We start from the raw sequence: 24,953 nt of genomic DNA on the forward strand, positions 1-24,953 counted from the left end.
TGGCACCCCGCCCGCGCTGGCTAGCGCGGATAGGCCAGCAGCACCACCAGGTCATCCTCACCCACCTGCTGCAGCGCGTGCCGGCTGCCGGCGCGGGTCAGCAGCGCGTCGCCGGCGGCCACGTCGTGCCGCGTACCGTCCAGCACGTAGCTGCCACGCCCGCTGACGATGTAGTAGATCTCATCCTTGTGCTGCGGGTGCAGGCCGATGCCGGCGCCCTTGTGCAGCACGCGCTTGCGCAGCACGAAGGGCAGGCCGTCCTCGGCGAAGAACGGATAGGCGGTGGTCGGCCCCGCCCCACCATGCGGGCCGGGTTGGGTGACGGCGATATCGCGTTCGTGGACGACACGCGAGGGCGTGGCGGCGTCACCGCCCTGCCCTGCGCGGCGTACCTCGCAATCGATGTCGCGCTTGAGCGCCGACGTCAGCCCGGGCCGCAGGGCCACCCAGTCGCGCATGACCAGGCAGGCCACGGCGTTGGCACCGGCCGCGCTGAAATGGGTGCCGTCGGCCTTGTTCTGCTCGGGCACGAACATGAAGTACGGTCTGGCGCCCTGCTCGCCCAGTGCGCGGATCCAGCGCGTGGAGCTGTCGTTGAGATCGATCAGCGCCACCTGCTCGCGGCTGGCCAGCTGCTTCATCGCCTGGGTATACAGCGCGTGGGTGTCCAGCAGCGAACCGAAGTCGTACAGCAACCGCGCGACCGGCGTGATCAGCACGGGCGTGGCGCCCTTGTCGCGAGCCACCTGCACGTACTGCGTCAGGTACTGCGGGTAGGCGCTGGCCGGCTCGGTGTAGCGCGTGGCGTCTTCGAACTTTGCATCGTTATGGCCGAACTGGATCAGCAGCACGTCGCCCGGTTGCAGCGCGGCGGCGATCGGCGCCAGGCGCGCTTCCTCGATGAAGCTGCGCGCGCTTCGGCCGGCCTTGGCATGGTTGCGTACCTCCCACGCGGCCGGGTCCAGGTAGGTCTGCAAGGCCTGGCCCCAGCCGGTCAGCGGCGCACGTTCGGGGCCGTATTCGGCGGCGGTGGAGTCGCCGGCGATGAAGACGCGGTGCGGTGCGCCCAGCGCGCCGGGAGCGAAGGACAGCAGCGACAGGGACAGCAGCAGACGCAGCATGGTGGTGCTCCTGGGTGACCCGCTGCCGGCCAGCGGCCGGCACTACCGGATTTGTGTTGCCGGCCAGCGGCCGGCACTACCGACATGCATCTGGGGGAGAGCCCCCTGAGTCAGGGGGCGACCGCGAAGCGGTGGGGGTCTGGGGGCAACGGTCGCGCGGGGCCCACGATCTGCAGCGCAGATCGTGGGAGCGCCAGCGCATCGCGATGGCGTTACCGCGCCAGCCAACCGCCATCGACCGGCAGCACCGCGCCGTTGACGTAATCCGAGGCACGCGACGCCAGAAACACGGCCGTCCCGCCGAGGTCTTCCGGGGTGCCCCAGCGCGCGGCCGGGATGCGCGCCAGGATCGAGGCGTTGCGGTCTTCATCGGCGCGCAGCGCGGCGGTGTTGTCGGTGGCCATGTAGCCCGGCGCGATGGCGTTGACGTTGATGCCCTTGGCCGCCCACTCGTTGGCCAGCAGGCGGGTGATGCCGGCGATGCCGCTCTTGCTGGCGGTGTAGGACGGCACGCGGATGCCGCCCTGGAAGGACAGCATGGAGGCGATGTTGATGATCTTGCCGCGGCCCTGGGCGATGAAATGCCTGCCTGCGGCCTGGGAGATGAAGAACGCGGACTTGATGTTGACGTTCATCACGTCGTCCCAGTCCTGCTCGCTGAAGTCCACCGCGTCGGCGCGGCGGATCAGCCCGGCGTTGTTGACCAGGATGTCCAGCCCGCCCAGGCCGTCGATGGTTTCGCGGATGACGCGCTCGACCGGCTCGATGCTGATGAGGTTGGCTTCGATGGCCAGGCAGCGGCGGCCCAGCGCGGTGATGGCGGCGAGGGTGTCGGTGGGCGGCTGGATGCCGGCCACGGCCACGTCGGCACCGGCCTGGGCCAGTGCCACCGCGATGCCCTGCCCCAGGCCGGTGTTGCCACCGGTGACCAGGGCGACCTTGCCTTCCAGACTGAACGGATTAGCCATTGCGTATGCGGTCCTTTTTCAATGCGGCACAGGCGCCACCCGCAGGCTGCGGATGGCGCGCGGGGGTCACTTGAGCTGGCAGATGTCCAGCACGTGCATGTCGGTGTAATCCAGGTTTTCGCCGCCCATCGCCCAGATGAAGGCGTAATTGCTGGTGCCGGCGCCCATGTGGATCGACCACGGCGGGGACACCACCGCTTCGTTGTTCTGGATCACGATGTGGCGCTGCGCCTCGGGCTCGCCCATGAAGTGGTACACGCGGTCGTTCTGGCCCAGGTCGAAGTAGAAATAGACCTCGCTGCGGCGGTCGTGCAGGTGCGGGGGCATGGTGTTCCACACGCTGCCCGGCTTGAGCACGGTCAGGCCCAGCAGCAGCTGCGAGGACTGGCAGGTGGCCGGCACGATGTACTGGTAGATGGTGCGCTCGTTGCTGGTTTCCAGTGCGCCGCGATCCAGTGCCACCGCGTCCTTGATCGACAGCTGTTTGGTTTCAAAGCGCGCGTGCGCCGGCGTGGAGGCCAGGTAGAACTGGGCCGGGGTGGCCGCGTCATCGGAGGCGAACACCACCTCTTCGCTGCCCATGGCCACGTACAGGCCGTCCTTCGGGCCAAGGGTGAACACGGTGCCATCCACGGTCACGGTGCCGCTGCCCGCGCCTACGTTGATGATGCCCAGCTCGCGGCGCTCCAGGAACGGGTGGCCGGCGGCAGAGGCCGGCTCGGTCTGCCGGGGCAGCGACAGCGGGCCGTTGACCGGCGCGGCGCCGCCCAGCACGAAGCGCTCGTAATGGGTGTACTTCAGCGTCACCGCATCGGCGTTGAACAGGCCGTCGAGCAGGTACAGCTCGCGCAGGTCGTCGTTGCTGGCGCCCTTGATGGCGTCGGGATGGGTGGCGTAGTGGGTCTTGCAGTACATGGCGTCTCCAGTGCAGGGGTGGGCCGATGGGTCGGCCCCGGCGCGATTCGGGGGGATTCTAGCCGGTTGGGAAACCGGTGTCATTTTGCGTTGCAGTAGCGGTGCCGCGTGAGTGCCCGCGGACGTGTCAGAGCAGCGGTATGGCCGGCAACGCCTTGTCCCGGCGCGTGGCGACGCGTTGATCATGAATACGCGTTGGTGCCATCGCGGCGCGCCTCAATCCTCGGGCGGTTGGCAGGAGTCGCGCACGATCAGGTGCGGGCGCACGCTGGCGATCTGCAGCGCGGCCTGGCCTTCGGGCTGGATCAGCATGGCCGCCGCGGTGCGGCCGGTGTCGCGGGTATGGCGGCGCACCGAGGTCAGCGACGGCCACAGGCGCGAGGCCAGCGGGCTGTCGTCGTAGCCGATGATCGACAACTGGCGGGGAATGTTGATGCCCGCGCGCAGGGCGACCTTGTAGATGCCGGCGGCCATTTCATCGTTGCCGGTGAAGATGGCGGTGGGGCGCTGCTTGCCCAGCAGCAGCTTCTCGGCCGCGGCCACGCCCGATTCGAAGGTGTAACCGGCCTCCACGATGCGTGCCGGCGGCAGTTCGATGCCGCGCTGGGCCAGCGCATCGATGAAGCCGGCGGTGCGCTCGTGCGCCGAGCGGTAGGCACTGGGGCCGGTCACCAGGGCGATGTCGCGGTGGCCCAGCGAGAGCAGGTAATCGGCGGCCTCGGCGGCGCCGTCGCGGTCGTGGGTGACCACCATCTGCGAGGTGTCATCCAGCGGCAGCGCGGCGATGCGGGTGAAGCGGCAGCCGATCTCGTCGAGCATGTCCACCAGCGCCTGGTCCTCGGAGGCGCGCGGCACCAGGATCACCCCATGCAGCTTCTGCTGCTGCACGAAGCGGCGCACGCCCTCGATGTAGCCGGGGCTGCGCGAGTCGCAGGGATGCACCACCAGCTCGAAACTGGAGCCGCGCAGCGCGTCCAGCGCGCCGTACTGCATGTCCACGATGTACTGCGCGGTGGGGTTGTCGTACACCATGCCGATCAGGAACGAGCGCCGGAAGGCCAGGCCGCGCGCCAGCGGATCGGGCGCATACCCCACCTCGCGCATCAGCGCCTCGACCTTCTCGCGGGTGTCTTTGCGCACCAGCGGGGAGTTGTTGATGATGCGCGACACGGTCTTCTTGGAGACCCCGGACAGGCGCGCGATGTCATTGATGGTGGCGGCCTTGCCCTTGGTCAATCCGTGCGGCGGCATCGGATCGTTTTTGCTGCGCAATGACATGTCGTTCGAACCGGGATGAGTCGGGGGAGTCTACCGGGCCGCTCAATCGAGGGCGCGGTAGCGGAAGTTGCGGAAACGTACCTTGCCGTCACCGGCTGCGTACAGGGCCGGCTTGAGGGCGAGGAACTTCCCGGCCACATTGTGATGGTAGCCGGAGACTTCCATCTGAACCGGGTACTTCTGCCAGGTCTGGCCGTCGGTGCTGGTGTGGACGGTGACGATGTGGCGGTTGTTGGTGACGCGCAGCCACAGCCGCCCGCCGGTGGTGCCGGGCGCCAGCCGGGCAGGGCGCTCCTCGCCATAGCGGTGCATGACCAGGGCCTGGCCATTGCTGCCCACGCCCACGTACAGGCGGTCGCTGTAGAAGAGCAGGGCACCGCCCACCGCGCCCGGGGCGATCTCCATCTCCACCTCGAACTGGTAGGCCGTGTCGCCGGCGATGACGGTCAGCGGCGAGCTGTCCTTCGGGGTCTGGCCCTTGCCCTGCAGCAGCAGGCCCTCGCCGCTGAAGTCCAGCCGCCGGTACTCGTCCCGGGCGGGATTGAAGAAGGACCATTGCGGGCCCAGCGCCGGGCCGGCGAAGTCGTCGGACAAGGCCATGCCGTGCGGGCCCAGCACCTGGCCGGCGGGCTTGCGCAGCGGTTGGCCCAGATCGCCCCCGGTGGCCGTGAACCAGCCGTCGGCCGTCCATTGGATCGGCTCCAGCAGCGCCTGCCGGCCCAGCGTCCAGTACCCGTTCTCGTAGCCGTGGTACATCATCCACCAGCGCCCGTCGGTGCCCTCGATGACCGTGGCGTGGCCGCGCGACCACCACGGCTCGGCGGCCGAGCGGGTGCGGGTGATGGGGTTGTTCGGCGCGTTCTGCCAGGGGCCGTGGATCGAGCGCGAGCGGGCGGTGATCACCATGTGCCCGGTCGGCGGGCCGGCGGTGCCGCCCACGGCGGTGGTCATGTAATACCAGCCATCGCGGACGTGGATCTTCGGGCCTTCCTGCGCGTAGGCCTCCACATCCCAGCTCTCCGGGTATTTCCAGCCGTCATACACGTGGCGCGGCGTGCCCACCACGCTGAGGCCGTCGTCGGCCAGCTGCACATAGGCGCCGCCGCTCAGGAACAGGTAGCGCTTGCCGTCCTCGCCCACCGCGTGGCCCGGATCGATGTAGCCGCCCAGGCCGATGTCGATCGGCGCGCTCCAGGGGCCGTCGATGCGGTCGGCCCAGACCACGAAGTTGCTGCGTGCCTGCGCGGTGCGCGCGGGGAAGTAGATGAAGTAGCGGCCCTGGTGCTTGACGATGTCCGGTGCCCAGATCGCGCCCACGTTGGTGGTGATGGCGTGGCCCAGTGGCTGCCAGTTGACCAGGTCGCGCGAGTGCCAGATCGGCAGGCCGGGATAGGCGTCGAACGAGGACAGGGTGAGGTAGTAGTCCTCGCCATCCTTGAGCACCGACGGGTCGGGCCGGTCGCCGGCCAGCACCGGGTTGAGGAAGGTGCCGTTGCCCAGGTCGGCCTGGCGCTGGTGTTCGATGCCGCGCGCCCACGGGGTGGCCGGCGGTGCGGCGTGCACGGCCGCAGCCAACAGCAGTCCGGCGGCGAGGCCGGCCAGGGTCTTGCACAGGGTCATTGCAGGTCTCCGCCATCCAGCAGGGGGACGCGCGCGTGCTGGCCGCGTCCTTGGGGCCATGGGCTCAGGCGCGCAGCAGCGCCGGCAGCCACAGCGACAGTTCCGGGAAGAAGGTGACGATCACAAGCACCCCCAGCGCGGCAAACCAGAACGGCCAGATCGAGCGCATGCTCTCGCCCACGCTGATCTTGCCGATGGCCGTGCCGATGAACAGCACCGAGCCCACCGGCGGCGTCACCAGGCCGAGGCCACCGCTGAGCACCAGCACCAGGCCGAAGTGGATCGGATCGATGCCGTACGCCTTGGCCACCGGCAGGAAGATCGGGGTGCAGATCAGGATCATCGGCGCCAGGTCCATGAAGGTGCCCAGCAACAGCAGCATCACCACGATCATCAACAGCACCATGAACTGGCTGTGCGCGAAGGACTGCAGGAAGTCCACCGCCGCCGCCGGCACCTGCAGGTAGGCCAGCAGCCAACCGAACACCGCGGCGGTGGCGATCACGAACAGGATCACGCCGGTGCTGCGCGCGGCATGGGTGACCGTGCCCAGGAACTCGCGCCAGTTGAGCTGGCGGTACAGCACGGTGGTGACCAGCAGCGCGTAGACCACGGCGATGGCCGCACTCTCCACCGCGGTGAAGATGCCGGCGCGGATGCCGATGAAGATCAGCGCCACCAGGCCCAGGCCGGGCAGGGCCGAGACCATGCGCAGCAGCACCGCGCGCCAGCCGGGGAAGACCTCCACCCCGTAGCCGCGACGGCGCGCCACCACGTAGCCGGTGAGCATGAGCGCCACGGTCATCAGCAGCGCCGGCACGATGCCGGCGGCGAACAGGTCGGCGATGGACAGCCCGCCACCGGCCGCGGCCGAGAACAGGATCAGGTTGTGCGAGGGCGGCACCAGCAGGGCCACCAGCGCGGCGGTGATGCTCACGTTCACCGCGAAATCGCGGTCGTAACCGCGCTTGACCATCTGCGGGATCATCGTGCCGCCCACCGCCGAGACATCGGCGATGGCCGAGCCGGAGACGCCACCGAAGAACAGCGAGGACAGGATCGAGACCTGGCCCAGGCCACCGCGCATGCGCCCCACCAGCGACGACGCCAGCGCGATCAGGCGTTCGGAGATGCCGCCGCGCATCATGATTTCACCGGCGAAGATGAACAGTGGGATCGCGATCAGCGAGGCCGAGCCGGTGCCGGCGGAAATCTGCTGGACCAGCACCAGCGTGGGCAGGTCCAGGTACCACAACGTGGCGAGCGCGGCGGCCGCCAGGGCGTAGGCGACGGGCACGCCGAGCAGCAGCAGCACCGCGAAAACGGTAAACAGGATCGTGATGCCCATGGTTCAGCGGTCTCCCTCTGCAACGGTGGCAGGGTCGGCGGGGCGCACGGCCTGCACCATCTGGTTCACGGCGAAGATCGCCATCAGCGCACCGCCCACCGACAGCGGCAGGTAGTTGATGCTCTGCGGCAGGGGGGCGCCGGCGGCCTTGATGTCCAGGCCATCCAGCAGCAGGACGGCCGCCCACCAGGCGATCACCGCGCCGAGCACGGCCACCACCAGCGCGGAAAACACCTCCACCACGCGGCGCAGGCCCGGGCCCAGGTACGCGGCCAGCAGGAAGAAGCCGAAATGGCGGCGGGTGTGCACGCCGGTGGCTGCGCCCAGGCTCATCGCCGTGGCCAGCAGCAGCAGCGTGACCGGCTCGGTCCAGCTGGGCGAATCGTTGATGACGTAGCGGGCAAACACCTGCCAGCCCTGCACCACCACCAGCCCGAGCAGGGCCAGCACGGCGATGTGGATGGCCACCTCGGCAATGCCGTTGAGCAGGCGCTGCGGTGCGCTGGGCACGGCAACGGCGGTATCGGAAACGGGATCGGACATCGCGGCAGGCCTCAGGCGAAGTCGCGGATGCGACGGGTCAGCGCGGCCAGCGCCGGCTGCTGCAGGTACTGCTGCAGCAACGGCGCGGCGGCCTTGCGGAAGGCGGGCATGTCCACCGCGTTGAACTGGATGCCGAAGTCGGCCACCGCCTGGCGCGCGGTGTTCTCCGAGGCGTCCCACTGCGCGCGCATCACGTCCACCGAGGCACGCGCGGTGTCCAGCAGCAGCTGGCGGTCGGCCGGGGTCAGCGCCTCGAAGCGCTGGCGCGACATCAGCAGCACGTCAGGTGCGTAGGAGTGATCGCTCTGCGACCAGTAATGGGCGGCCTCGAAATGCCGGCTGGAGTGGAAGCTGCGCAGGTTGTTTTCAGCGCCGTCGATCATGTGCGTCTCCATGCCCGAGAAGGTGTCGCCCAGCGACATCGGGGTCGGGTTGGCGCCCAGCAGGCGCATCAGCTGGATGAAGATGTCCGAGGAGGCCACGCGCAGCTTCAGGCCGTGCAGGTCGCTGGGTTCCACGATGGGGTGCTTGGTGTTGTAGAAGCAGCGCGCGCCGGAATCGTAGATGGCCAGGCCGACCAGGTCGCGGCTTTCGAAGCCGGCCAGCACCGCCTCGGCGATGCCGCCATCGAGGGCGCGGCGCATGTGCGCCACCGAGTCGAACACATACGGCAGGCACAGCGCCTGGGTCAGCGGAAAGGCGTTGTTGAGCGCCCCGGCGTAAACGCGGGTGATGTCGATGGCGCCAAAGCGCGCCATGTCGATCGCCTCGGACTCGCGGCCCAGCTGGCCGGAGTGGTACTGCCGCAGCTTCAGGCGGCCACCGGTCTTCTGTTCCAGCTGCTGGCCGATCCACTTCACCGCGGTCACGGTGGGGTAGTCGGCCACGTGCACGTCGGTGGCGGTGAGCAGGTGCGCGCCGGGCAGGTCGCTGCCGGTGCCGCGCGAACATGCCGGCAGCAGGGGCACGCTCAGCGCGCCCACGCCGGTGGCAAGGAAATTTCTGCGAGTGAACATCTGCGCCCTCCCAAGCGGTCTGTCCATGGCGGCGCGGTTACCCGGCGGCGATGGCCTTGCAGGTAATGTCGCCGTAGCCGGCGAAGCGGATCAATGCCTGTTGCCCCACGGCGATGTCGTGGATGCCGGTGGCGTTGCCACTGGCGATCAGGTCGCCGGCCTTGAGCGGCCGTCCGCGCTGCGCCGAACGCGCCAGCGCGAAGGCGTAGGCGGTGCGCAGCCCGCCGGGCAGCAGGGTGGCGCCGCCGGTACCGACCACCGCGCCCTCGATGCGGGTTTCCGCACGCAGGTCGGCATCGTCCAGTGCGGTCCAGTTGGGGATTTCCGGCCCCAGCACCAGGCCGTTGTTGTTGCCGAAATCGGACACCACCACGCGCGGGCCAAGCTGGTTGATGGTGGCCAGCGGACTGCTGGCCACTTCCACGCCGATGAACAACCGGGCCGGCCATGCCTCGGCTTCCTCGGCGGTCCACTGCAGCTTGTCGGCCGGGGCGTCCTGTTGCAGCTGGATCACGTACTCGGCCTCGACCGCGCCGAAGCCGCCGACGAACACCGGGATCTCCACTGTTCCACCGGTAGCATTCCAGAGCCGACGGGAAAAGATCGGGCCCAGCAGGCGGTCGTCGCCGGAGGCGTCGCGGCGCTCGGCGGCGATGTAACCCACCTTCCAACCCACCACCGTATCGTCCCAGAGCGCGATCGCCTGGTCCTGGACACGGTAGGCGGTGACCAGGTCCGGCGGGATATGGCCGGGGAAATCGGCCAGCGCGCGGCCCTGCTGGCGGGCGCCGACGAAGGCGTGGGCGATCTCGCCCAACCCCTGGTCGGGCAGCTCTGATGTGCCGTGATCGTTGCTCAAGCGGGTCTCCCGGTGAATGGTGCGCTGCGCATCGACAGCGTCTGGATGAGCTGTATATGGTAAACCGGTGTCATTGGCAATGTGCAGCGCGTCAGACGCTGTCGCCGGGCACCTTGGAACCCCATGCCCCTGCCGACGAGGACACTTCCCGCCATGCGCCGCGCCGTTCTGCCCGTCCTGCTGGCCTGCCTGTGGCTGGCCGCGTCCCCCTCCCTGCTGCACGCGGCCGCGCGCAGCGTACCGGCCACCGAACCGGCCGCCGGCAGCGCCGATCGCCTCGCCCTGTGGCCGGCCGGCCAGGTGCCCGGCGAAACCGGCCCGGCGCGCACGCCCCACGTGATCGAGCGCAGCGGCGACGCCCCCCTGCCGGATCGTTACATCGACGATGTGGACGCGCCCTATCTGGTCGCCTACCGTCCCAGGCACCCCAACGGCAGCGCCCTGCTGGTGATCCCCGGCGGCGGCTACCAGCGCATCGTGCTGGACAAGGAAGGCACCGCGCTGGTGCCGGCGTTCGTCGACCAGGGCGGGGTCACGCTGTTCGTGCTGCGTTACCGGCTGCCGGCCGGGCGCGCCGACCGCCAGGCCGCGCTCGCCGATGCCCAGCGGGCCCTGCGCCTGATCCGCGCCGGGGCCACGCGCTGGCAGTTGGACCCGAAGCGTATCGGCGTGATGGGTTTCTCCGCCGGCGGCCATGTCGCCGCGCGGCTGAGTACCGGCTTCGACCTGCCGGTGTATCCCCCCGCCGATGCGATCGACCGGCAGAGCGCGCGGCCGGACATGGCCCTGTTGCTCTACCCGGTGATCGACATGGGGGCCCATGCGCACAGCGGCTCGCGTACGCGACTGCTCGGCGAGCATCCGCAGGCGGCGCAGGTCGCGCAGTTCTCGATGCAGGACCACGTGCGCCCGGACCAGCCGCCCACCTTCCTGGTGCATGCGCAGGATGACGCAGTGGTGTCGGTGCACAACAGCCTGGTCTATTACCAGGCGATGTCGCGCGCCGGCGTGGCGGCCGAAATGCACCTGTTCCCGCAGGGCGGGCACGGCTTCGGCGTGCGCATGCCAGCCACATCGACCGTCGCGCAGTGGCCTGCGTTGGCCCTGCGCTGGATGCAGGCGCAGGCACCGGAGGCCGCGCGATGAGCGGGACCGGCGCGGATCTGCAACGCCGGCGTTTCCTGCGCGACAGCGCGCGATATGCGCTGCTGCTGGGCGCCACCAGCCTGCCGCCGCTGGCCGCGCTGGCCGGCACCCCGGGCCCGCGCGAAGACGCGGCTCCGCTGGCGCGCGTGCGCAGTGGGCGCCTGCGCGGCCAGCGCGAGCAGGGCGTGAGTGTCTTCCGTGGCATTCCCTATGGCGCCGACACGCGCACGCGCCGTTTCCTGCCGGCACTGCCCGAGGCGGCATGGCGCGGCGTGCGCGATGCCAGCCAGTACGGCGCGTCGGCCCCGCAGCCGGGCGGCGACGGCCCCGGCAGCGAGGATTGCCTGTTCCTCAACGTGTGGACGCCCGCGCTGCGCGACGGCGGCAGGCGGCCCATCCTGTTTTATATCCACGGCGGCGCCTACAGCACCGGCTCGGGCAGCGATCCGCTGTACGACGGCAGCGCGCTGTGCCGGCGTGGCGACGTGGTGGTGGTGACGGTCAACCACCGCCTCAACGTCTTCGGCTATCTGTACCTGGGCGCGACCGGCGATCCGGCCTTGGCCGGATCGGGCAACGTCGGCCAGCTCGACCTGGTCCAGGCCCTGCAGTGGGTGCGCCAGCACGCCGCGGAATTTGGCGGGGATGCGGACAACATCACCGTGTTCGGCCAGTCCGGCGGTGGTGCCAAGATCGCCACGCTGATGGCGATGCCGGCCGCGCGCGGGCTGTTCCAGCGGGCATGGACCATGAGCGGCCAGCAGGTGACCGCCGCCGGTCCGCGCGCGGCCAGCCAGCGCGCGCGGATCGCGATGCAGGCCACCGGCGCGGCCGACGTGGCCGGCCTGCGCGCGCTGTCCACCGAGGCGCTGCTGGCCGCCACCCGCGCCCGCGATCCATCGCGGGTGGAAGACACCGCCCTCTACTTTGGTCCCGTGCTGGACCACACCGTGCTGCCGGTGCATCCGTTCTGGCCGGAGGCGCCCGCGCAATCGGCCGGGATCCCGATGGTGATCGGCAACACCCGCGATGAAACACGCGCGTTCCTGGGCAACGACCCGGCCAACTTCGCGCTCACCTGGGACACGCTGCCGGCCAGGCTGGAAAGGGAGCAGTACGTAGACCTGCTGCCTTCGGTGGTGATTGCCGGGTACCGGCGGCTGTATCCGCACTACACGCCTTCGCAGGTGTTCTTCGCCGCCACCACCGCCGGGCGCTCGTGGCGCGGCGCGGTGGAGGAGCTGGAGGCGCGTGCGCGCCAGGGCGCACCCACCTGGGCCTATCAACTGGATTGGGGCTCGCCGCTGGACGGCGGCAGGTTCGGCGCGTTCCACACGCTGGACATCCCGCTGGTGTTCGACAACACCCACCAGCCCGGTTCGCGGACCGGCAACGGCGAGGACGCCATGCAGGTGGCCGCGTCGATGAGCGCGGCGTTGATCGCGTTCGCGCGGCACGGCGACCCCCATCATCCCGGCCTGCCGGCGTGGGAGCGGTATGCGCTCGAGCGCCGCCAGACCCTGCTGTTCGACCGCCCCCCGCGCCAGGCCGACGACCCGCGCGGAGGCGAGCGCGAACTCTACCGGCAGGCGCCCTTCATCCAGCGCGGCACGTTCGGTTGAGCGCGCGTCGATGACTGTCATGGAGGAACGGTGGCTTTGATAGGTTTTAGCCACCGTTTCGCCGAATTTGATTGCTACTAGCTCAACTTCGACGGCATCTGCCGTGATTCCCGTCAAACATGGCGTTCACCGTGATCGCCTAGACTGGGGTCATGCAAGATTTCCACGACCCGTTTCCGCCGTTTCATGGCCGTGATCGATTGATCGCTGCGGTCGATCATGCGGTCCAGCACGATGATGCCCAGCAGATCGCCGCCACCTTGCGCCAGGCGCTGCGCGAGGCCATCGCCGACAGCCGCATCCAGTTGCCGGCCTGCGTCCATCGCCCCATCGAAGACCACTACGCGCGGCGCGAGCTGTACCGCAGCGCCGCGCATGGCTACAGCGTGGTGGCAATGAGCTGGGGGCCGGGGCAGGGCACGCCGCTGCATGACCACAGCGGGCTGTGGTGCGTGGAAGGGGTGTGGCTGGGCCAACTGGAGATCACCCAGTACCAGCTGCTGGAACGCGACGGCGAGCGCTTCCGCTTCCGCGCACAACCGGCCATCGTGGGCGACTGCGGCAGCGCCGGCAGCCTGATCCCGCCGCACGAATACCACACCATCCGCAACACCAGCGCCGACGCGCTGGCCATCTCGGTCCACGTCTACCAGGGCGAGATGACGCGCAGCGCGATCTTCGAGCCCGAGGGCGGCGGCTGGTATGCGCGCCGCCTGCAGGTGATGGAGACCGACGCGGCCTAGCGCCGGCGGTGTGCCGGCGCGAAAACGGCCCTGCAGGGCAGGGCGCTACCGGTCCAGCGCCACCGCATTGTTGAGCTGGGTCACTTCCGCCGCCCCGTCAGCCTGCATGACACGCACGCGCAGGCCTCGGGGATTGCCGGCGGGCAGCGGCAGGCTGACCGTCGTGGTCTTGGGCACCAGATCGCCGGGCGCGGCCAGGCGCGGAATCTCCACCCGGGCCAGCTCACGGCCCTTGGCGTCCTCGAGCACCGCCACGCCCACGCCGGTCGCGACATGGCCCAGGCTGTGGACGATCACCTGGACCTGGCGCCCGTCCACGCGCACATCGCCCCGCCCGATCCCGAGGTCGGGCCGTTGTTCCACCGGCTGCCCGGCCTGCACCAGCTCGAACTCGAACACCTGTGCCTGCCCCGGCACGAACCGCAACGTGGTGGACGCGCTGCGTTCGAGCGCCAGCTCACGCACGCTGGCCTTGCCGTCGATGCGGTCGTCGCCATCGCGGTCCACCCCGCTGGTCAGCCGCCACTGGCCGGCAGTGACGTTCCAGGCGGTCATCTGCGCATCCACCGCGCGCTTGCCGAGGTTGTAGGCGATCACCTTGAAGCGATCGGGCGAGGGCGCGTGCACCAGCAGCGCCACCTGTTCGGCGGCGTCGGGCTGCTCGAAGCGCCAGCTCACCGTGTGCCCGGGCCAGCTCTGGTTGCGCTTGAGCGCGATGCCGCCCAGGCGGGCGCGCTGCAGGAACTCGCTCGGCGCCTCCACCCGGTCCGACCACCAATGGCCTTCGGTGTTCATGTACTCGCGCTGCGCCTTGGCCTGGATGCCGTCGGCGTGCAGCGCTTCCAGGTAGGCCTTGTCGCCGGTGGCCTGCCACGCCATCAGGCTGGAGAAACCGGTGTTGCCGGCGTCGGCATCGGCGATCAGGCGTGGGTTCCATTCCGCGCCACGGCCCAGTACCTCCACATAGTTCTCGCCCAGGTTGGCCAGCGCGCCGGGGCCGCCGCGTTCGACGCGGTAGTCCAGCGCCTTGAGGTAGCGGGCGTCGCCGCTCCAGCGCCACGCCGCCCAGAAGGTGTGCATGACATCGCCACCACCGGAGCCGTTGTTGAGCTCGCCGCCGCGCGTCTTGCCGGTGGCCCAGCTGATCTCGTTGGGCAGGGTCCAGCGGCCCTTGTCGTCGGTGTAGGCATGGGCCAGGTAGCTGTCGGCCAGCCCGGTGACCAGTTTGCGGCTGGTGGGGTCGGCGTTGTACTGGCCGACCAGGAACGCCGGGTGCAACGCAGGGAAGGAGTACGGCTTCTGCCACTGCCAGTTGGGTTCGCGGTACACCTTGTTGCCGCCGTACCAGTTGCTGGAGAACAACAGGTGGCCCTGCGGGTTGGGCAGGATGATGCGCTCGTCGAAGGCCTTCACCGTTTCCATCAGCCGCTCCACCGTGAGCGGATCGCCCCAGTTGAGGTAGAGCATGGCGCTGTTGGTGTTGATGCCTTCCTCGTAGGCGTGCAGCTCGTCGGTCTCGATGGTGCTCAGGCCGTGGCTGAACATGCCATTGCGATACACCGCATCGGACAGCGCGGTCAACGAGGCATTGAGGCGGTCCGGCTGCACGCCCATCAGTGCCAGGCCCGGCCACTGCTGGGTGAGGTCGGAGTCATCGGAGATGCCGCCGCCGAAGTCGCCGTAGGCGATCTGGCGGTGGTCGATCCACCAGTCCACGAAGCGGCGCACGTACTTGAGGTCTTCGGTCTGGGCGAACGCCCACCGCGGCACGCCCTTGGGCGCCACCGGCGCGGTGAACGGCGGTTTGCCCTGGCTGTTGTAGCTGATGTAGTTCCAGTACAGGCGGCCGAGTGCGTGATCCGGGTCGACCCGCAGCAGATCGGTCAGGTCGGCATACACGCGCGCATACAGGCGCTGGCGCTTGGAGGTGGTGTGTTCTTCGACCAGGAAGCCCCAGTTGTCGCGCGCCTGGTTGAAGCGGTCGGCGATGTGTTCCTGCTTTGCCTGCTCGCGGTCCTTGTAGACCATGCGGATCTCCGCGCCATCCAGCGAGGCGGCATTGAAGCCCGGCGCGGCCGAGGCGATGGACAGCCACAGGCTGTCGGCGGTGAGGATGCGGTCGCGCAGGTCCAGCCACAGCGTGCGCTTTTCACCCGGTCGCACCGACACCGACACATCGATCATGTCGCGCGCCGGCCAGATCGGATCCTTGATGCGGAGGTTGAGTGGGATCAGGCCGTTGTGCGTGGCCGGCAGATCCAGGGCAGGCAGGTCGATCGCCACGCCATCCAGGCCATCGTGCATGTTCTCCCAGCTGTAGGCCCAGCTGCGGATCAGCGGCTGCGCGGCCGGGGCGTCGCCCACGCCGGAGGGGATCAGCACGTGCACGATCGGCAAGGGATGCGCCGGCAGCGTGTCGGCGGCGCGGCGCCGCGAGCCGGCGCCCTTGGGCAGCGCCATCACCGTGCTGCGCTCGGCCGCCGGGAAGCGGCCGTCGATGTACTGCCGCAGGCTGGCGATGTTGAGGTAGTCCGGCAGGGCCTGGCTGTCGATCAGGTAGCGCTGCTTGACCGTGCCGGCCGGCTCGGCGGCGGCGCTGACGTCGTAGGCCCAGATTTCCTGGATCGGGGTTTCCTGTTCGGTATTGCGGAAGTGCAGGACGCCGCCGGTCTGCGCGGGGATGTCATCGACGCTGCGCACCACGCCGCGCGGGCGCTGCAGCAGCGGCGTCGGCGGCTGGCCGTCGTCGCCATGGATCAACGAGCCGAACGCGGCGCCGCGCACTTCGATGCGGTTGACTGTCTCGCCCGCCGGCAGGGTCAGGTCAAGCTGCTGCCCGCCCTCGACGTAGGTGTTCCAGTCCGGCAGCTGGAAGTAGTCGTTGCGGCCGGGCAGTCGCGAGCGGTTGTAGACGCCGGGCCAGGTGGTCTCGGCAATGCCGTCGGTGGCCTTCCACATCCACTGCTTGTGGTCGCGGGTGTCGGCGAACTCGACCTTGCGGATGCGCGTGGTCGGTGCCGTCAGCGCCGGTGGCGCTGCGCTGTCCCAGCCGAAGCGATGGCGCCAGGCCCGCATCGGATCGGGTGCGGCCACGGCCGTGGTCGGTGCCGTATTGCGTGCCAGCGCGGCCATGCCGGCCGGATCGAGCAGGCGATCGTAGACGCGGATCTCGTCCAGGTCGCTGCCACGCAGGAAGTTGTAGCGGCTCTGCACCTGGTAGGGCGCCATCACCCGGCCGGCGAGGCCGAGCTGGTCCAGCGCGGCGTCGTAATCGGCGGTGGTGTCCTGGCGTGCCACTTCCTTGCCATCGACGTGCAGGCGCACGCCATGGTCTTCGTCCCAGCCAAAGGCGATGTGCTGCCATTGCTGCGGTGACGGGGCATGGTCGAGCGTGAAGGACACCCGGGTGCGGGCCAGGTTGGCGTCGGTGACGAAGGCATCGAAGCCGTGGCCGTTCCAGTCGATGCGCAGCCAGGCCATGTCCCAGCTGCTGTGGTCGGCATAGCCGACCCGGAAGATCACGAACGGCGCTTCCCCCACCGCATAGCGCGGGCGCCAGAAGAAGCCGAGCGTGCCGCGCTGGGCCTGGAGGTTGCCGGGTGCGTTCCACGCGAGCACGCCGTCGTCTTCCCACTGGATCGCCGATCCGCGCGCGCCATCGGGCACGCGTTTGACCTTGTCCAGGAAATTGGGGACCGCATCGCCCTGCGCGGTGTCGGCGGTGAAGCCGTTGTCGGCCGAGACGTGGAACAGCAGTTGCGGTGCCGGCTGTGCCCAGGCGCCGGCGCTGCCTCCCAGCAGCATCCACAGCAGGCTGGCCGAAAGACGGGTGCGACGGAGCGAACGGACAGCGTGCAGCGGCATGGCAGGTTCCTTTCGACAGCTCAACGGTACGGCAGTGGCGCGGGGAGCTGGATCGAGGGCAGTGCCAACGCGGTGCGTGCGGGCGCGCAGCCTCCCCGCCGCGTGTCCGGACGCAACGCACGCTAGCAAAGCCGACGTTCCCCAACATCTTGCGACGCAGCAGCGGCGGCGCGATCGCGCACGCCGCCGCCGTCTGGCGTGGATCAGAACTTGTAGCGCACGCCGAGCATGAACTGCCGTCCCGTCTCGGTGTACTGCAGCGGCAGCTGGCCCGTGGACGGCGAGTAGACCCACTCGTCGCTGGCTTCGTTGGTCAGGTTGATGCCTTCCAGGCTCAGCTCCAGCTTCTCGTTGATCGCGTAGCGGATCGACGCATCGATGAAGGTGGTGCCGGTCATGCCGTGGTAGCCGTCGAGGTTGAAGCCGGCTTCGGTGCCTGTCACCTGGGTCAGGTAGTCGTCGCGATTGGTCGCCGAGACGCGACCGGAGAACACCTTGCCCTCGTAGAACAGCGTGGCGTTCCAGGAGGTGCGCGACAGCCCGGTGAGGTCGGCCTTCAGCACCGGCTGGCCGCTGGAGTTGATGTACTGGATCTGCGAGTCGACCCAGGTGTAGTTCAACTGCACGCCCAGGTTGGACCACTTGCCCGGCAGGAAGGTGAACGGCTGGGTGTAGTTGACTTCCACGCCCTTGAGCTCGCCGCCCGGGGTGTTGACCGGCTTGGTGTAGGTGAAGTCGCTGTCCGGGCTGGCGCCGGTCCCGATCAGCAGCGCGTCGGGCAGGCCGCTGAAGCTGTATGGATGGGTTTCGCGGGTGGTCTGGATGAAGGTGTCGATGTCCTTGTAGAACAGACCGACACCGGCCATCGCGCCTTCGGCGAAGTACCACTCGAAGCCGAGGTCCACGTTGGTCGCGCGGATCGGGTCCAGGTTCGGGTTGCCGGTGGCGATGGTACGTGCCGAGCCGGCCACGGCCACGGTGGAACCGGGCGTCAGGTTGCCCAGGCCGGGACGGCTCATGACCTTGGCCGCACCGAGGCGGATCAGGAAGTCCGGGGTGATTTCCGCCACCAGGTTGAACGAGGGCAGGGTGTCATCGTAGGTGCGCTCGGCGGTGGTGGACACCGTGGTGGTGGTGAGCGTGGACAGGCCCGTGGCGCTCTGCTTCGTCCGCACATAGCGCACGCCGACATTGCCCGAGAACGGGATGCTGCCCAGTTCGGTGGAGAACTCGCCCATCAGGTAGCCGCCGCGATCCTCTTCTTCCACGCTGCGCACGTTGTTGGCGCGCGGGGCGACGGCGAAGATGCCGGTGTTGCTGTAGATGTCGAACTGGTTGGCGATCGCATCGAGATTGGGCACCACCCAGTTGTTGGGGCTGCCGGTGATGCCCTTCAGGCCTTCCTGCTGGGTCATGTCCACCGGCACGATCTTGCTGCCGTCGGGGAAGTTGGGCACGGCCAGCTCGCTGGCGCGGCGCAGCTCGACCGTCTTGAAGGTGTAGTTCTTGGCCAGGATGCCGCCCTTCAGGCGGAAGCCGGGGCTGATGTTCCAGTTGAAGTCGATCTGGCCGGTATCGAAGTCATTGTCCACGTACTGCGGGCGCAGGCGGATTTCGGCCAGTTCCCAGCCCGCCGGATTGGTCGGGTCGATGCCGTAGTTCAGCGTCGGGAACCGGCTGTTGCCCCGGTAGTCGTAGCTGTAATTGTCGACGTCGTACTTGTCCATGATGATCGTGGTCTGGATCGGGTTCTCGTGCTTGGAGCGCGAGATGCCGACCTTGCCGGACAAGGTGAAGTCATCGCCGAAACGGTGCTGGCCGTTCAGCGCGATCTGCTTGAACTCGGTGCTCCACTCGTCGTGGCGGTTTTCGGTGCGGATGTCGACGTTGTCGAACTCACCGTAGACCAGCGCGTTGTTCTCGATCGCGCCATTCTTGACGATCATCGCCGGCTTGCCGACCAGGCGCGGGTTGGTGCTGGTGCCGCGGCTGAAGGAAATCGCCTCGATGTAGTGCTCGTCGCGCTTGGCGTCGATCTTGGAGTACAACGTGTCCAGCGAGATTTCGGTCGCGTCGGTCGGCTTCCACTGCAGGGTGCCGGTGACGCCAAGGCGCTTCTGCTCGTGTTCCATCTGCAGGTAGCGCGGGAAGCGCGGGTGGTAGACGTTGGCACCGCGCGCGGCCGCGAACGGCGAGGCGGCGTTGAAGTTGTTGTTGCTCGGGCCATTGGCCCAGCGTCCGGTGTTGGAGCCTTCCTCCAGCGCCTGGCGCTCGGAATAGGCCACCGACAGCAGGGCCCCGAAGGTGCCGTCGGCGAAGGTGTTGGAGATCAGGGCGGCCACGCGCGGGTCGGCCTTTTCGGCCATGGCGTTGTAGCTGGCCTGGCCGCTGGCGGCGAAAGTGAAGCCGTCATAGTCGAACGGGCGCGCGGTGCGCAGGTCCACGGTGGCGCCCAGCGAGCCTTCTTCCACGTCGGCCGAGGCGGTCTTGCGCACCAGCAGCTGCGAGAACAGGTCCGAGGCGAACACGTTGAAGTCGAAGCCGCGGCCACGGTTGGTGCCGCCGCTCTGGTCGCCGGCGCCCACGGTGGTCAGCGCCTCCATGCCGTTGATGCGCACGCGGGTGAAGTCCGGGCCCAGGCCACGCACGGAGATGTTGCGGCCCTCGCCGGCCTCACGGGTGATGACCACGCCGGGGATGCGCTGCAGCGACTCGGCCAGGTTCAGATCCGGGAACTTGCCGATATCCTCGGCGACGATGGCATCCACCACGCCGGCTTCGCCGCGCTTGATGTCCAGCGCCTTCTCCACGCTGGCGCGGTAGCCGGTGACGGTGACGGTGTCCAGGTCGGTCGGCGTTTCCTGGGCCAGCGCGGTACCACTCAGCGCCAGGCCGATCGACAAAGCCAGCAAGGTAACCGGTGTCTTTTTCTGGATGTTTCGAGATTGCATGTTTTCCCTCTCCCAAGGTGCTACATGAAACAGCTATCCGGCGACATGTCAGTGCAATGACACCGCTGGTCAGAGCGGACGTTAACAGCCCGTTCCAGAAGGAGCATCTTGCAGCGCAACAGATTTTCAATGTCCCGCAGAGGCTTGCGGGACAATGCTTTCGACAATCGGGCCGGTAGACGGCCGGCGCTGCGCGGCTAGAATGACACCGCTAGCCATTCCGCGTGGGGCGCTTTCGTGCCGCCCCCGCCTTCACAGGGATCCACCATCATGAGTCGTGTCGTCTGTTTCGGAGAACTGCTGCTGCGCATGAGCGCCCCCGGTCGCGAACTGCTGCTGCAGCGCGCGCAGCTGGAGGTGCATGCCGGTGGCGCGGAGGCCAACGTCGGGGTCAGCCTGGCGCACCTGGGGCACGCGGTGGCCATGGTCAGCACGCTGCCGGCCAACCCGCTGGGCCAGTTCGTTGCCGGCGAGCTGCGCCGGCATGGCGTGGACACCACGCACGTGCAGGTGCGGCCCGGCCGCATGGGCCTGTACTTCCTCACCACCGGTGCGGTGCAGCGCGCCAGCGAAGTGGTCTACGACCGTGCCGACTCGGCCTTTGCCTGCGGCAGCGCGGCCGACTACGACTGGGACACGCTGCTGGCCGGCGCCGACTGGCTGCACCTGTCCGGGGTCAGCCCGGCGCTGAATCCGGCGATGGCGCAGGCCACCCTGGTGGCGGCGCAGGCGGCGTGCGCGCGCGGGGTGAAGGTGTCCTTCGACGGCAACTTCCGGCCGTCGCTGTGGGCGCGCTGGCAGGGCGATGCGCCGGCCATCCTGCGCGGATTGTTCGACTGCGCCGAGGGCGTGTTCGCCGACCATCGCGACATCGGCGTCGTGCTGGGCGGCGACTTCCCCCAGGCCGATCCGCAGGCGCGTGTGGACGCCGCCGCCGCGCAGGCCTTCGCCGCGTTCCCGCGGCTGCAATGGATGGCCTGCACCCAGCGCACGCCGCACAGCGTGGACAACCACGCTCTGGGCGCGATGCTGCTCGGCCGCGACGGCACCCGCGCGCTGGCCCCCACCCGCGAGATGATCGGCATCGTGGACCGCATCGGCGGCGGCGACGCCTTCGCCGCCGGCATCCTGCATGGCATCATGCGCGGCTTCGCACCGGAGGCGGTCGTGCGCTTCGGACTGGCGGCCGCGTGCCTCAAGCACTCGATCCCGGGCGATTTCAACCCTGTCAGCGAGGCTGACATCATGGCCCTCACGGGCGAGGAGCGATTCGATGTCCGGCGCTGATCCGCGCGTACGCGCAGTGTTGAAACTGGCCCCGGTGATCCCGGTGTACACCCCGGAAAATGTCGACGATGCCGTGCAGGTGGCACGCGCGCTGTTCAACGGTGGCCTGCCGGTGATCGAGGTGACCCTGCGCACGCCGGTGGCGATGGAGGCGATCCGCGCGATGGTGGAGGCCGTGCCCGACGCGGTGGTCGGCGCCGGCACGGTGCTGGGCGCGGCGCAGATGGAACAGGTGAAGCAGGCCGGTGGCCGTTTCGCGGTGTCCCCCGGCGCCACCGCGCGGCTGTATGCGGCCGCGCGCGATACCGACCTGCCGTTCCTGCCCGGCGTGGCCACGTCCTCCGAGCTGATGCTCGGCCTGGAACACGGGCTGGACACCTTCAAGTTCTTCCCGGCGGTGCAGGCCGGCGGGGCGGCGATGCTGTCGGCCTGGAACGGCCCGTTCGGCGACGTGCGGTTCTGCCCCACCGGCGGGATCAGCGCGCAGACCGCGCGCGAGTTCCTGCACCTGCCCAACGTGCTGTGCGTGGGCGGTTCGTGGTTGACCACCCGCGCCTTGCTGCAGGCCCGCGACTGGGCCGCTATCGAGCAGCACGCGCGCGATTGCGCCGCCCTGGTCGGCTGAGCCGGCGCATGCGGCCATAATGGCCGCTGTCCCGTTGCCCTGGATCGCCATGTCCGCGTTGTCGCTCGCCAAGACCGCCGTGCTCTCCGTGCTGTGCGTGGTGGTGGCGCTGTTCGTGCTTGGCATGGTCAGCGGTGCCGCCGGCTGGATCGGGCCGTGGCTCGGCTTGGCCGACGCGGGCCAGCCGCGGCTGGCCTGGGACCTGGCCTGGACCATCCTCGGCGGCGTGGCCGCCATCGCCTTCGCCGCGCGCCATGCGCCGGTGGCGCCGTATGTGCACGGGGCCGTGGTCTGGGCCGTGATCGCCGCCGCCTCGGCCTACGCGGCGTGGGATCTCGGCAGCGACTTCCCGTTCTGGTTCGTGGTGGTGCTGCTGGTGTCGCTGCCGGTGCAGGCGGCCGGCATCTGGCTGGGCGCGCGCTGCCGGCCGCGCTGATCCGCCTACGCTTGGCTCAGCAGCAGCGCGAGCTCACTGGCCGGGCAGTGCCTGCGCCACCGCATCGATGCCGTCCCACGGGTCCTGCGTCAGGCGCTGCGCGCGTTGCAGCGCCTTGGCCAGCGGGAAGGCATCGGGCGCGCGGATCCGGGCCAGTTCTTCCCAGCGCAGCGGCACCGCCACGCCGGCGCCGGGGCGCGCACGCAGCGACCACGAGCACACGCTGGTGGCCCCGCGCGTATTGCGCAGCCAGTCGATGAAGATCACCCCGGTGCGCTTGGCCTTGCTCATGGTGGCCACGTAGCGGTCCGGCGCGTGCTCGGCCATGGCCTGGGCGAAGGCCTCGCAGAAGTCCTTGGCCTGGGCCCAGTCGGCCTTGGGCTGCAGCGGTACCACCACGTGCAGCCCCTTGCCGCCGGACAGCCGCACGAAGCTGCGCAGCCCGGTCTCCAGCAACCGGTCACGCACATCGCGCGCGGCGCGTTTGACCTCGGGCCAGGACACGCCCTCGCCGGGGTCCAGGTCGAACACCAGCCGGTCCGGATGCTCGGGGTCGGCCACGGTAGCGCCCCAGGGGTGCAGCTCCAGCGTGTTCATCTGCACCAGTTGCAGCAGGCCCTGCACGTCCTCGATATAGAGGTAGTCCTCGCGTCCACGCTTCTGTTCCAGCGGAATCGCCTGCACCGCCTCGCCCAGGCCGGTGCCGTGGTGCTTCTGGAAGAAGCACGGCTTGTCCACGCCATCGGGGCAGCGCAGCAGCGACAACGGCCGCCGTGCCACCTCGGGCAGGATCCAGCGCGCCATCTGCCGGTAGTAATCGGCCACCTCGCCCTTGGTGATCTTCGCCTTGGCAAACACCACCCGCTCGGGGTGGCTGATGGTCACCTCGCCCGCGCCGGCGGCCACGGCTGTCTTCGCGGCGGCCGTTGCCTGTGTCGTCTTCCCGCCGGCCTTCGTCTTTTTCTGCCCGGCCGGTATGGCCCCCGCAGCGCCCAGATCCGTCGCCGCCTTGTCCTCGCGCAGCCGCTTGAAGCTGGCCTGGCGCAGCAGCCCCTCCTTGGCCCAGCCGCGGAACGCCACTTCGGCCACCAGCACCGGCTTCACCCAGTGCACGCTGCGGGCCTTGAATGGCACGTGCGCCGGCAGTTCGACCACCGCCTCGGTCACGGCCAGCGGCTTCATCTGCCGGGTCAGTGCGGCCAGCAACGCGTCGTCGAACCCGGTGCCGACCCGGCCGACATAGCGCAGGCCGTGCGCGTCGGGGGTGGCCATCAACAGCGAGCCGAAGCCGCTGCGCGATCCCTTGGGATCGGTGTACCCCACGATCAGGAACTCGTCGGTGTTCTCGTGCTTGATCTTGATCCACGCCGGTGACCGCGCATTGACGTAGGCCGCATCGACGCGCTTGCTGATGATGCCTTCGAAGCCGGCCTCGCCACTGGCGGCGAACACCGCCGGGCCGTGGTCAAGCACGTGCTCGCTGTAGGCCAGCGTGCCCGGCGCGGGGCCGATCAACGCCTTCAGCAGCGCCTTGCGTTCCACCAGCGGCGAGCGGCTGATGTCCACCCCGGCAATCCCCGGCATGTCGAACACCACATAGCGCAACGGCTGCCTGGCGGTGCCGTCGATCACCTTCTGCAGCGCGGTGAAGTCGCTGCGGCCCTGCGCATCGAGCACCACCAGTTCGCCATCCAGGCGCAGGTCGCGGACCGGCAGCGCGGCGATGGCCTGGGTGACCTCGGGAAAGTCGGCGGTCCAGTTCAAGCCGCCCCGCGAGCGCAGCGTCACCGCGCCATCGTGGACCTCGGCCAGCAGGCGGTAGCCGTCCCATTTGATCTCGTGCAGCCAGGCCTCGCCGTCGGGCGCGCTGGCGCGATGGTCGGTCAACTGCGGTTTGAATCCGCGCGGGTAAGGGGCGTCGCGCGCGTCGGGCAGCGCCAGTGCCCGCGCGTGGCAGCGCGCGTCCGCCTTGCGGGCCACCGGTGCCTTGGTGACCTGGGTGGGCGTGCGCGCCGCCTTGCCGGTGGCCTTGCCGCGGCCACCCCGGGTGCCCTGCGCGGCCGCGCGCCTGCCGGCCGCCGCGGGTGCAGGCGATGCATCGAGCAGGTCATCGGCCTCGGCATCGCGTGCGGTGTCGTCATCGCGCTTGATCAGCAACCACTGGTGCTGCTTGCCCTTCATCGCGGTGCGCACCAGCTTCCAGCCGCCCTTCAGGCGCTCGCCGTGCAGCACGAAGTCCAGCTTGCCGGCCGCGATCGCCGCCAGCGGGTCGCCCTCGCAGGCCCAGCTGCCATGGTCGTAGACGTCCACGTGGCCGGCACCATAGTGCCCTTTGGGGATGTCGCCCTCGAAGCCGGCATAGGACAGGGGATGGTCCTCCACCTCCACCGCCAGGCGTTTCTCGCCCGCTCGCAGTGACGGGCCCTTGGGCACCGCCCAGCTCTTGAGCACGCCATCGGCTTCCAACCGGAAGTCGTAGTGGCGCGAGCTGGCATGGTGCAGCTGCACCACGAAGATCGGGCGCCGCGCGGGCGCGCCACGGCGCTCGGCATCCGGTTCCGGCGTGCCGTCGAAGCGGCGTTTGCGGCGGTATTCCTGCAATGACATGGGC

The 24,953-nt window shown here is 69.3% G+C and carries 18 protein-coding genes; 6 read left to right on the top strand and 12 right to left on the bottom strand.

Features of this window, described 5'->3' with window-relative positions; genetic code table 11:
• Nucleotides 1-20 precede the first annotated feature (20 nt).
• The 9 genes from RSA25_RS01455 to RSA25_RS01495 form a co-directional block, all read right to left on the bottom strand.
• On the bottom strand, nucleotides 21-1,121 hold the full coding sequence (locus RSA25_RS01455) for a GDSL-type esterase/lipase family protein (protein WP_332807147.1): 1,101 nt from the start codon (nucleotides 1,119-1,121) through the stop codon (nucleotides 21-23).
• A gap of 212 nt (nucleotides 1,122-1,333) precedes the next feature.
• On the bottom strand, nucleotides 1,334-2,089 hold the full coding sequence (kduD, locus tag RSA25_RS01460; RefSeq protein WP_332807148.1) for a 2-dehydro-3-deoxy-D-gluconate 5-dehydrogenase KduD: 756 nt from the start codon (nucleotides 2,087-2,089) through the stop codon (nucleotides 1,334-1,336).
• 66 nt (nucleotides 2,090-2,155) lie between these two features.
• Nucleotides 2,156-3,004: a 5-dehydro-4-deoxy-D-glucuronate isomerase gene (gene kduI / locus RSA25_RS01465; RefSeq protein WP_332807149.1), complete on the bottom strand. Its 849-nt coding sequence runs from the start codon at nucleotides 3,002-3,004 to the stop codon at nucleotides 2,156-2,158.
• A 216-nt stretch (nucleotides 3,005-3,220) separates the two neighbouring features.
• On the bottom strand, nucleotides 3,221-4,255 hold the full coding sequence (locus RSA25_RS01470; RefSeq protein WP_332807200.1) for a LacI family DNA-binding transcriptional regulator: 1,035 nt from the start codon (nucleotides 4,253-4,255) through the stop codon (nucleotides 3,221-3,223).
• A 69-nt stretch (nucleotides 4,256-4,324) separates the two neighbouring features.
• A complete protein-coding gene (locus RSA25_RS01475) occupies nucleotides 4,325-5,902 on the bottom strand; it encodes a family 43 glycosylhydrolase (protein WP_332807150.1) in 1,578 nt (525 codons plus the stop codon).
• Nucleotides 5,903-5,966: 64 nt separating this feature from the next.
• Entirely contained in the window at nucleotides 5,967-7,250 is a 1,284-nt protein-coding gene (locus tag RSA25_RS01480) for a TRAP transporter large permease (protein ID WP_332807151.1), read from the bottom strand.
• 3 nt (nucleotides 7,251-7,253) lie between these two features.
• On the bottom strand, nucleotides 7,254-7,793 hold the full coding sequence (locus RSA25_RS01485) for a TRAP transporter small permease (RefSeq protein ID WP_332807152.1): 540 nt from the start codon (nucleotides 7,791-7,793) through the stop codon (nucleotides 7,254-7,256).
• A gap of 11 nt (nucleotides 7,794-7,804) precedes the next feature.
• A complete protein-coding gene (locus RSA25_RS01490) occupies nucleotides 7,805-8,809 on the bottom strand; it encodes a TRAP transporter substrate-binding protein (RefSeq protein ID WP_332807153.1) in 1,005 nt (334 codons plus the stop codon).
• 37 nt (nucleotides 8,810-8,846) lie between these two features.
• Nucleotides 8,847-9,668: a 2-keto-4-pentenoate hydratase gene (locus RSA25_RS01495; RefSeq protein ID WP_332807154.1), complete on the bottom strand. Its 822-nt coding sequence runs from the start codon at nucleotides 9,666-9,668 to the stop codon at nucleotides 8,847-8,849.
• A gap of 153 nt (nucleotides 9,669-9,821) precedes the next feature.
• On the opposite strand from RSA25_RS01495, the gene RSA25_RS01500 reads away from it, so the two are divergent.
• The 3 genes from RSA25_RS01500 to RSA25_RS01510 all read left to right on the top strand — a co-directional run bounded on the left by RSA25_RS01500 (nucleotide 9,822) and on the right by RSA25_RS01510 (nucleotide 13,179).
• Nucleotides 9,822-10,814, top strand: a complete 993-nt coding sequence (locus RSA25_RS01500) for an alpha/beta hydrolase (RefSeq protein ID WP_332807155.1) — start codon at nucleotides 9,822-9,824, stop codon at nucleotides 10,812-10,814.
• Entirely contained in the window at nucleotides 10,811-12,436 is a 1,626-nt protein-coding gene (locus tag RSA25_RS01505) for a carboxylesterase/lipase family protein (protein ID WP_332807156.1), read from the top strand. The genes RSA25_RS01500 and RSA25_RS01505 overlap by 4 nt, the downstream gene beginning before the upstream one ends.
• 152 nt (nucleotides 12,437-12,588) lie before the next feature.
• Nucleotides 12,589-13,179: a cysteine dioxygenase family protein gene (locus tag RSA25_RS01510; protein ID WP_332807157.1), complete on the top strand. Its 591-nt coding sequence runs from the start codon at nucleotides 12,589-12,591 to the stop codon at nucleotides 13,177-13,179.
• A 45-nt stretch (nucleotides 13,180-13,224) separates the two neighbouring features.
• On the opposite strand, the gene RSA25_RS01515 is transcribed toward RSA25_RS01510, so the two are convergent.
• A complete protein-coding gene (locus RSA25_RS01515; protein WP_332807201.1) occupies nucleotides 13,225-16,983 on the bottom strand; it encodes a LamG-like jellyroll fold domain-containing protein in 3,759 nt (1,252 codons plus the stop codon).
• Between the two features lie 263 nt (nucleotides 16,984-17,246).
• Complete coding sequence (locus tag RSA25_RS01520; protein ID WP_332807158.1) at nucleotides 17,247-19,994, bottom strand: TonB-dependent receptor; 2,748 nt, start codon at nucleotides 19,992-19,994, stop codon at nucleotides 17,247-17,249.
• Nucleotides 19,995-20,264: 270 nt separating this feature from the next.
• Here RSA25_RS01520 and RSA25_RS01525 point away from each other — a divergent pair, with 270 nt between their 5' ends.
• Genes RSA25_RS01525 through RSA25_RS01535 form a run of 3 tightly spaced genes read left to right on the top strand, consistent with a single transcriptional unit; the run spans nucleotide 20,265 to nucleotide 22,342 of the window.
• Entirely contained in the window at nucleotides 20,265-21,281 is a 1,017-nt protein-coding gene (locus RSA25_RS01525; RefSeq protein WP_332807159.1) for a sugar kinase, read from the top strand.
• Complete coding sequence (gene eda / locus RSA25_RS01530) at nucleotides 21,268-21,906, top strand: bifunctional 4-hydroxy-2-oxoglutarate aldolase/2-dehydro-3-deoxy-phosphogluconate aldolase (RefSeq protein ID WP_332807160.1); 639 nt, start codon at nucleotides 21,268-21,270, stop codon at nucleotides 21,904-21,906. Before RSA25_RS01525 ends, eda begins: the two co-directional genes overlap by 14 nt.
• Before the next feature lie 49 nt (nucleotides 21,907-21,955).
• Complete coding sequence (locus RSA25_RS01535; RefSeq protein WP_332807161.1) at nucleotides 21,956-22,342, top strand: hypothetical protein; 387 nt, start codon at nucleotides 21,956-21,958, stop codon at nucleotides 22,340-22,342.
• A gap of 33 nt (nucleotides 22,343-22,375) precedes the next feature.
• Here the strand turns inward: RSA25_RS01535 and ligD are convergent, their stop codons facing one another.
• A complete protein-coding gene (ligD, locus tag RSA25_RS01540) occupies nucleotides 22,376-24,949 on the bottom strand; it encodes a DNA ligase D (protein ID WP_332807162.1) in 2,574 nt (857 codons plus the stop codon).
• Nucleotides 24,950-24,953 lie beyond the last annotated feature (4 nt).

The sequence above is a fragment of the Stenotrophomonas sp. genome, from assembly GCF_036662295.1.
In the GTDB taxonomy this organism is placed as follows: domain Bacteria; phylum Pseudomonadota; class Gammaproteobacteria; order Xanthomonadales; family Xanthomonadaceae; genus Stenotrophomonas.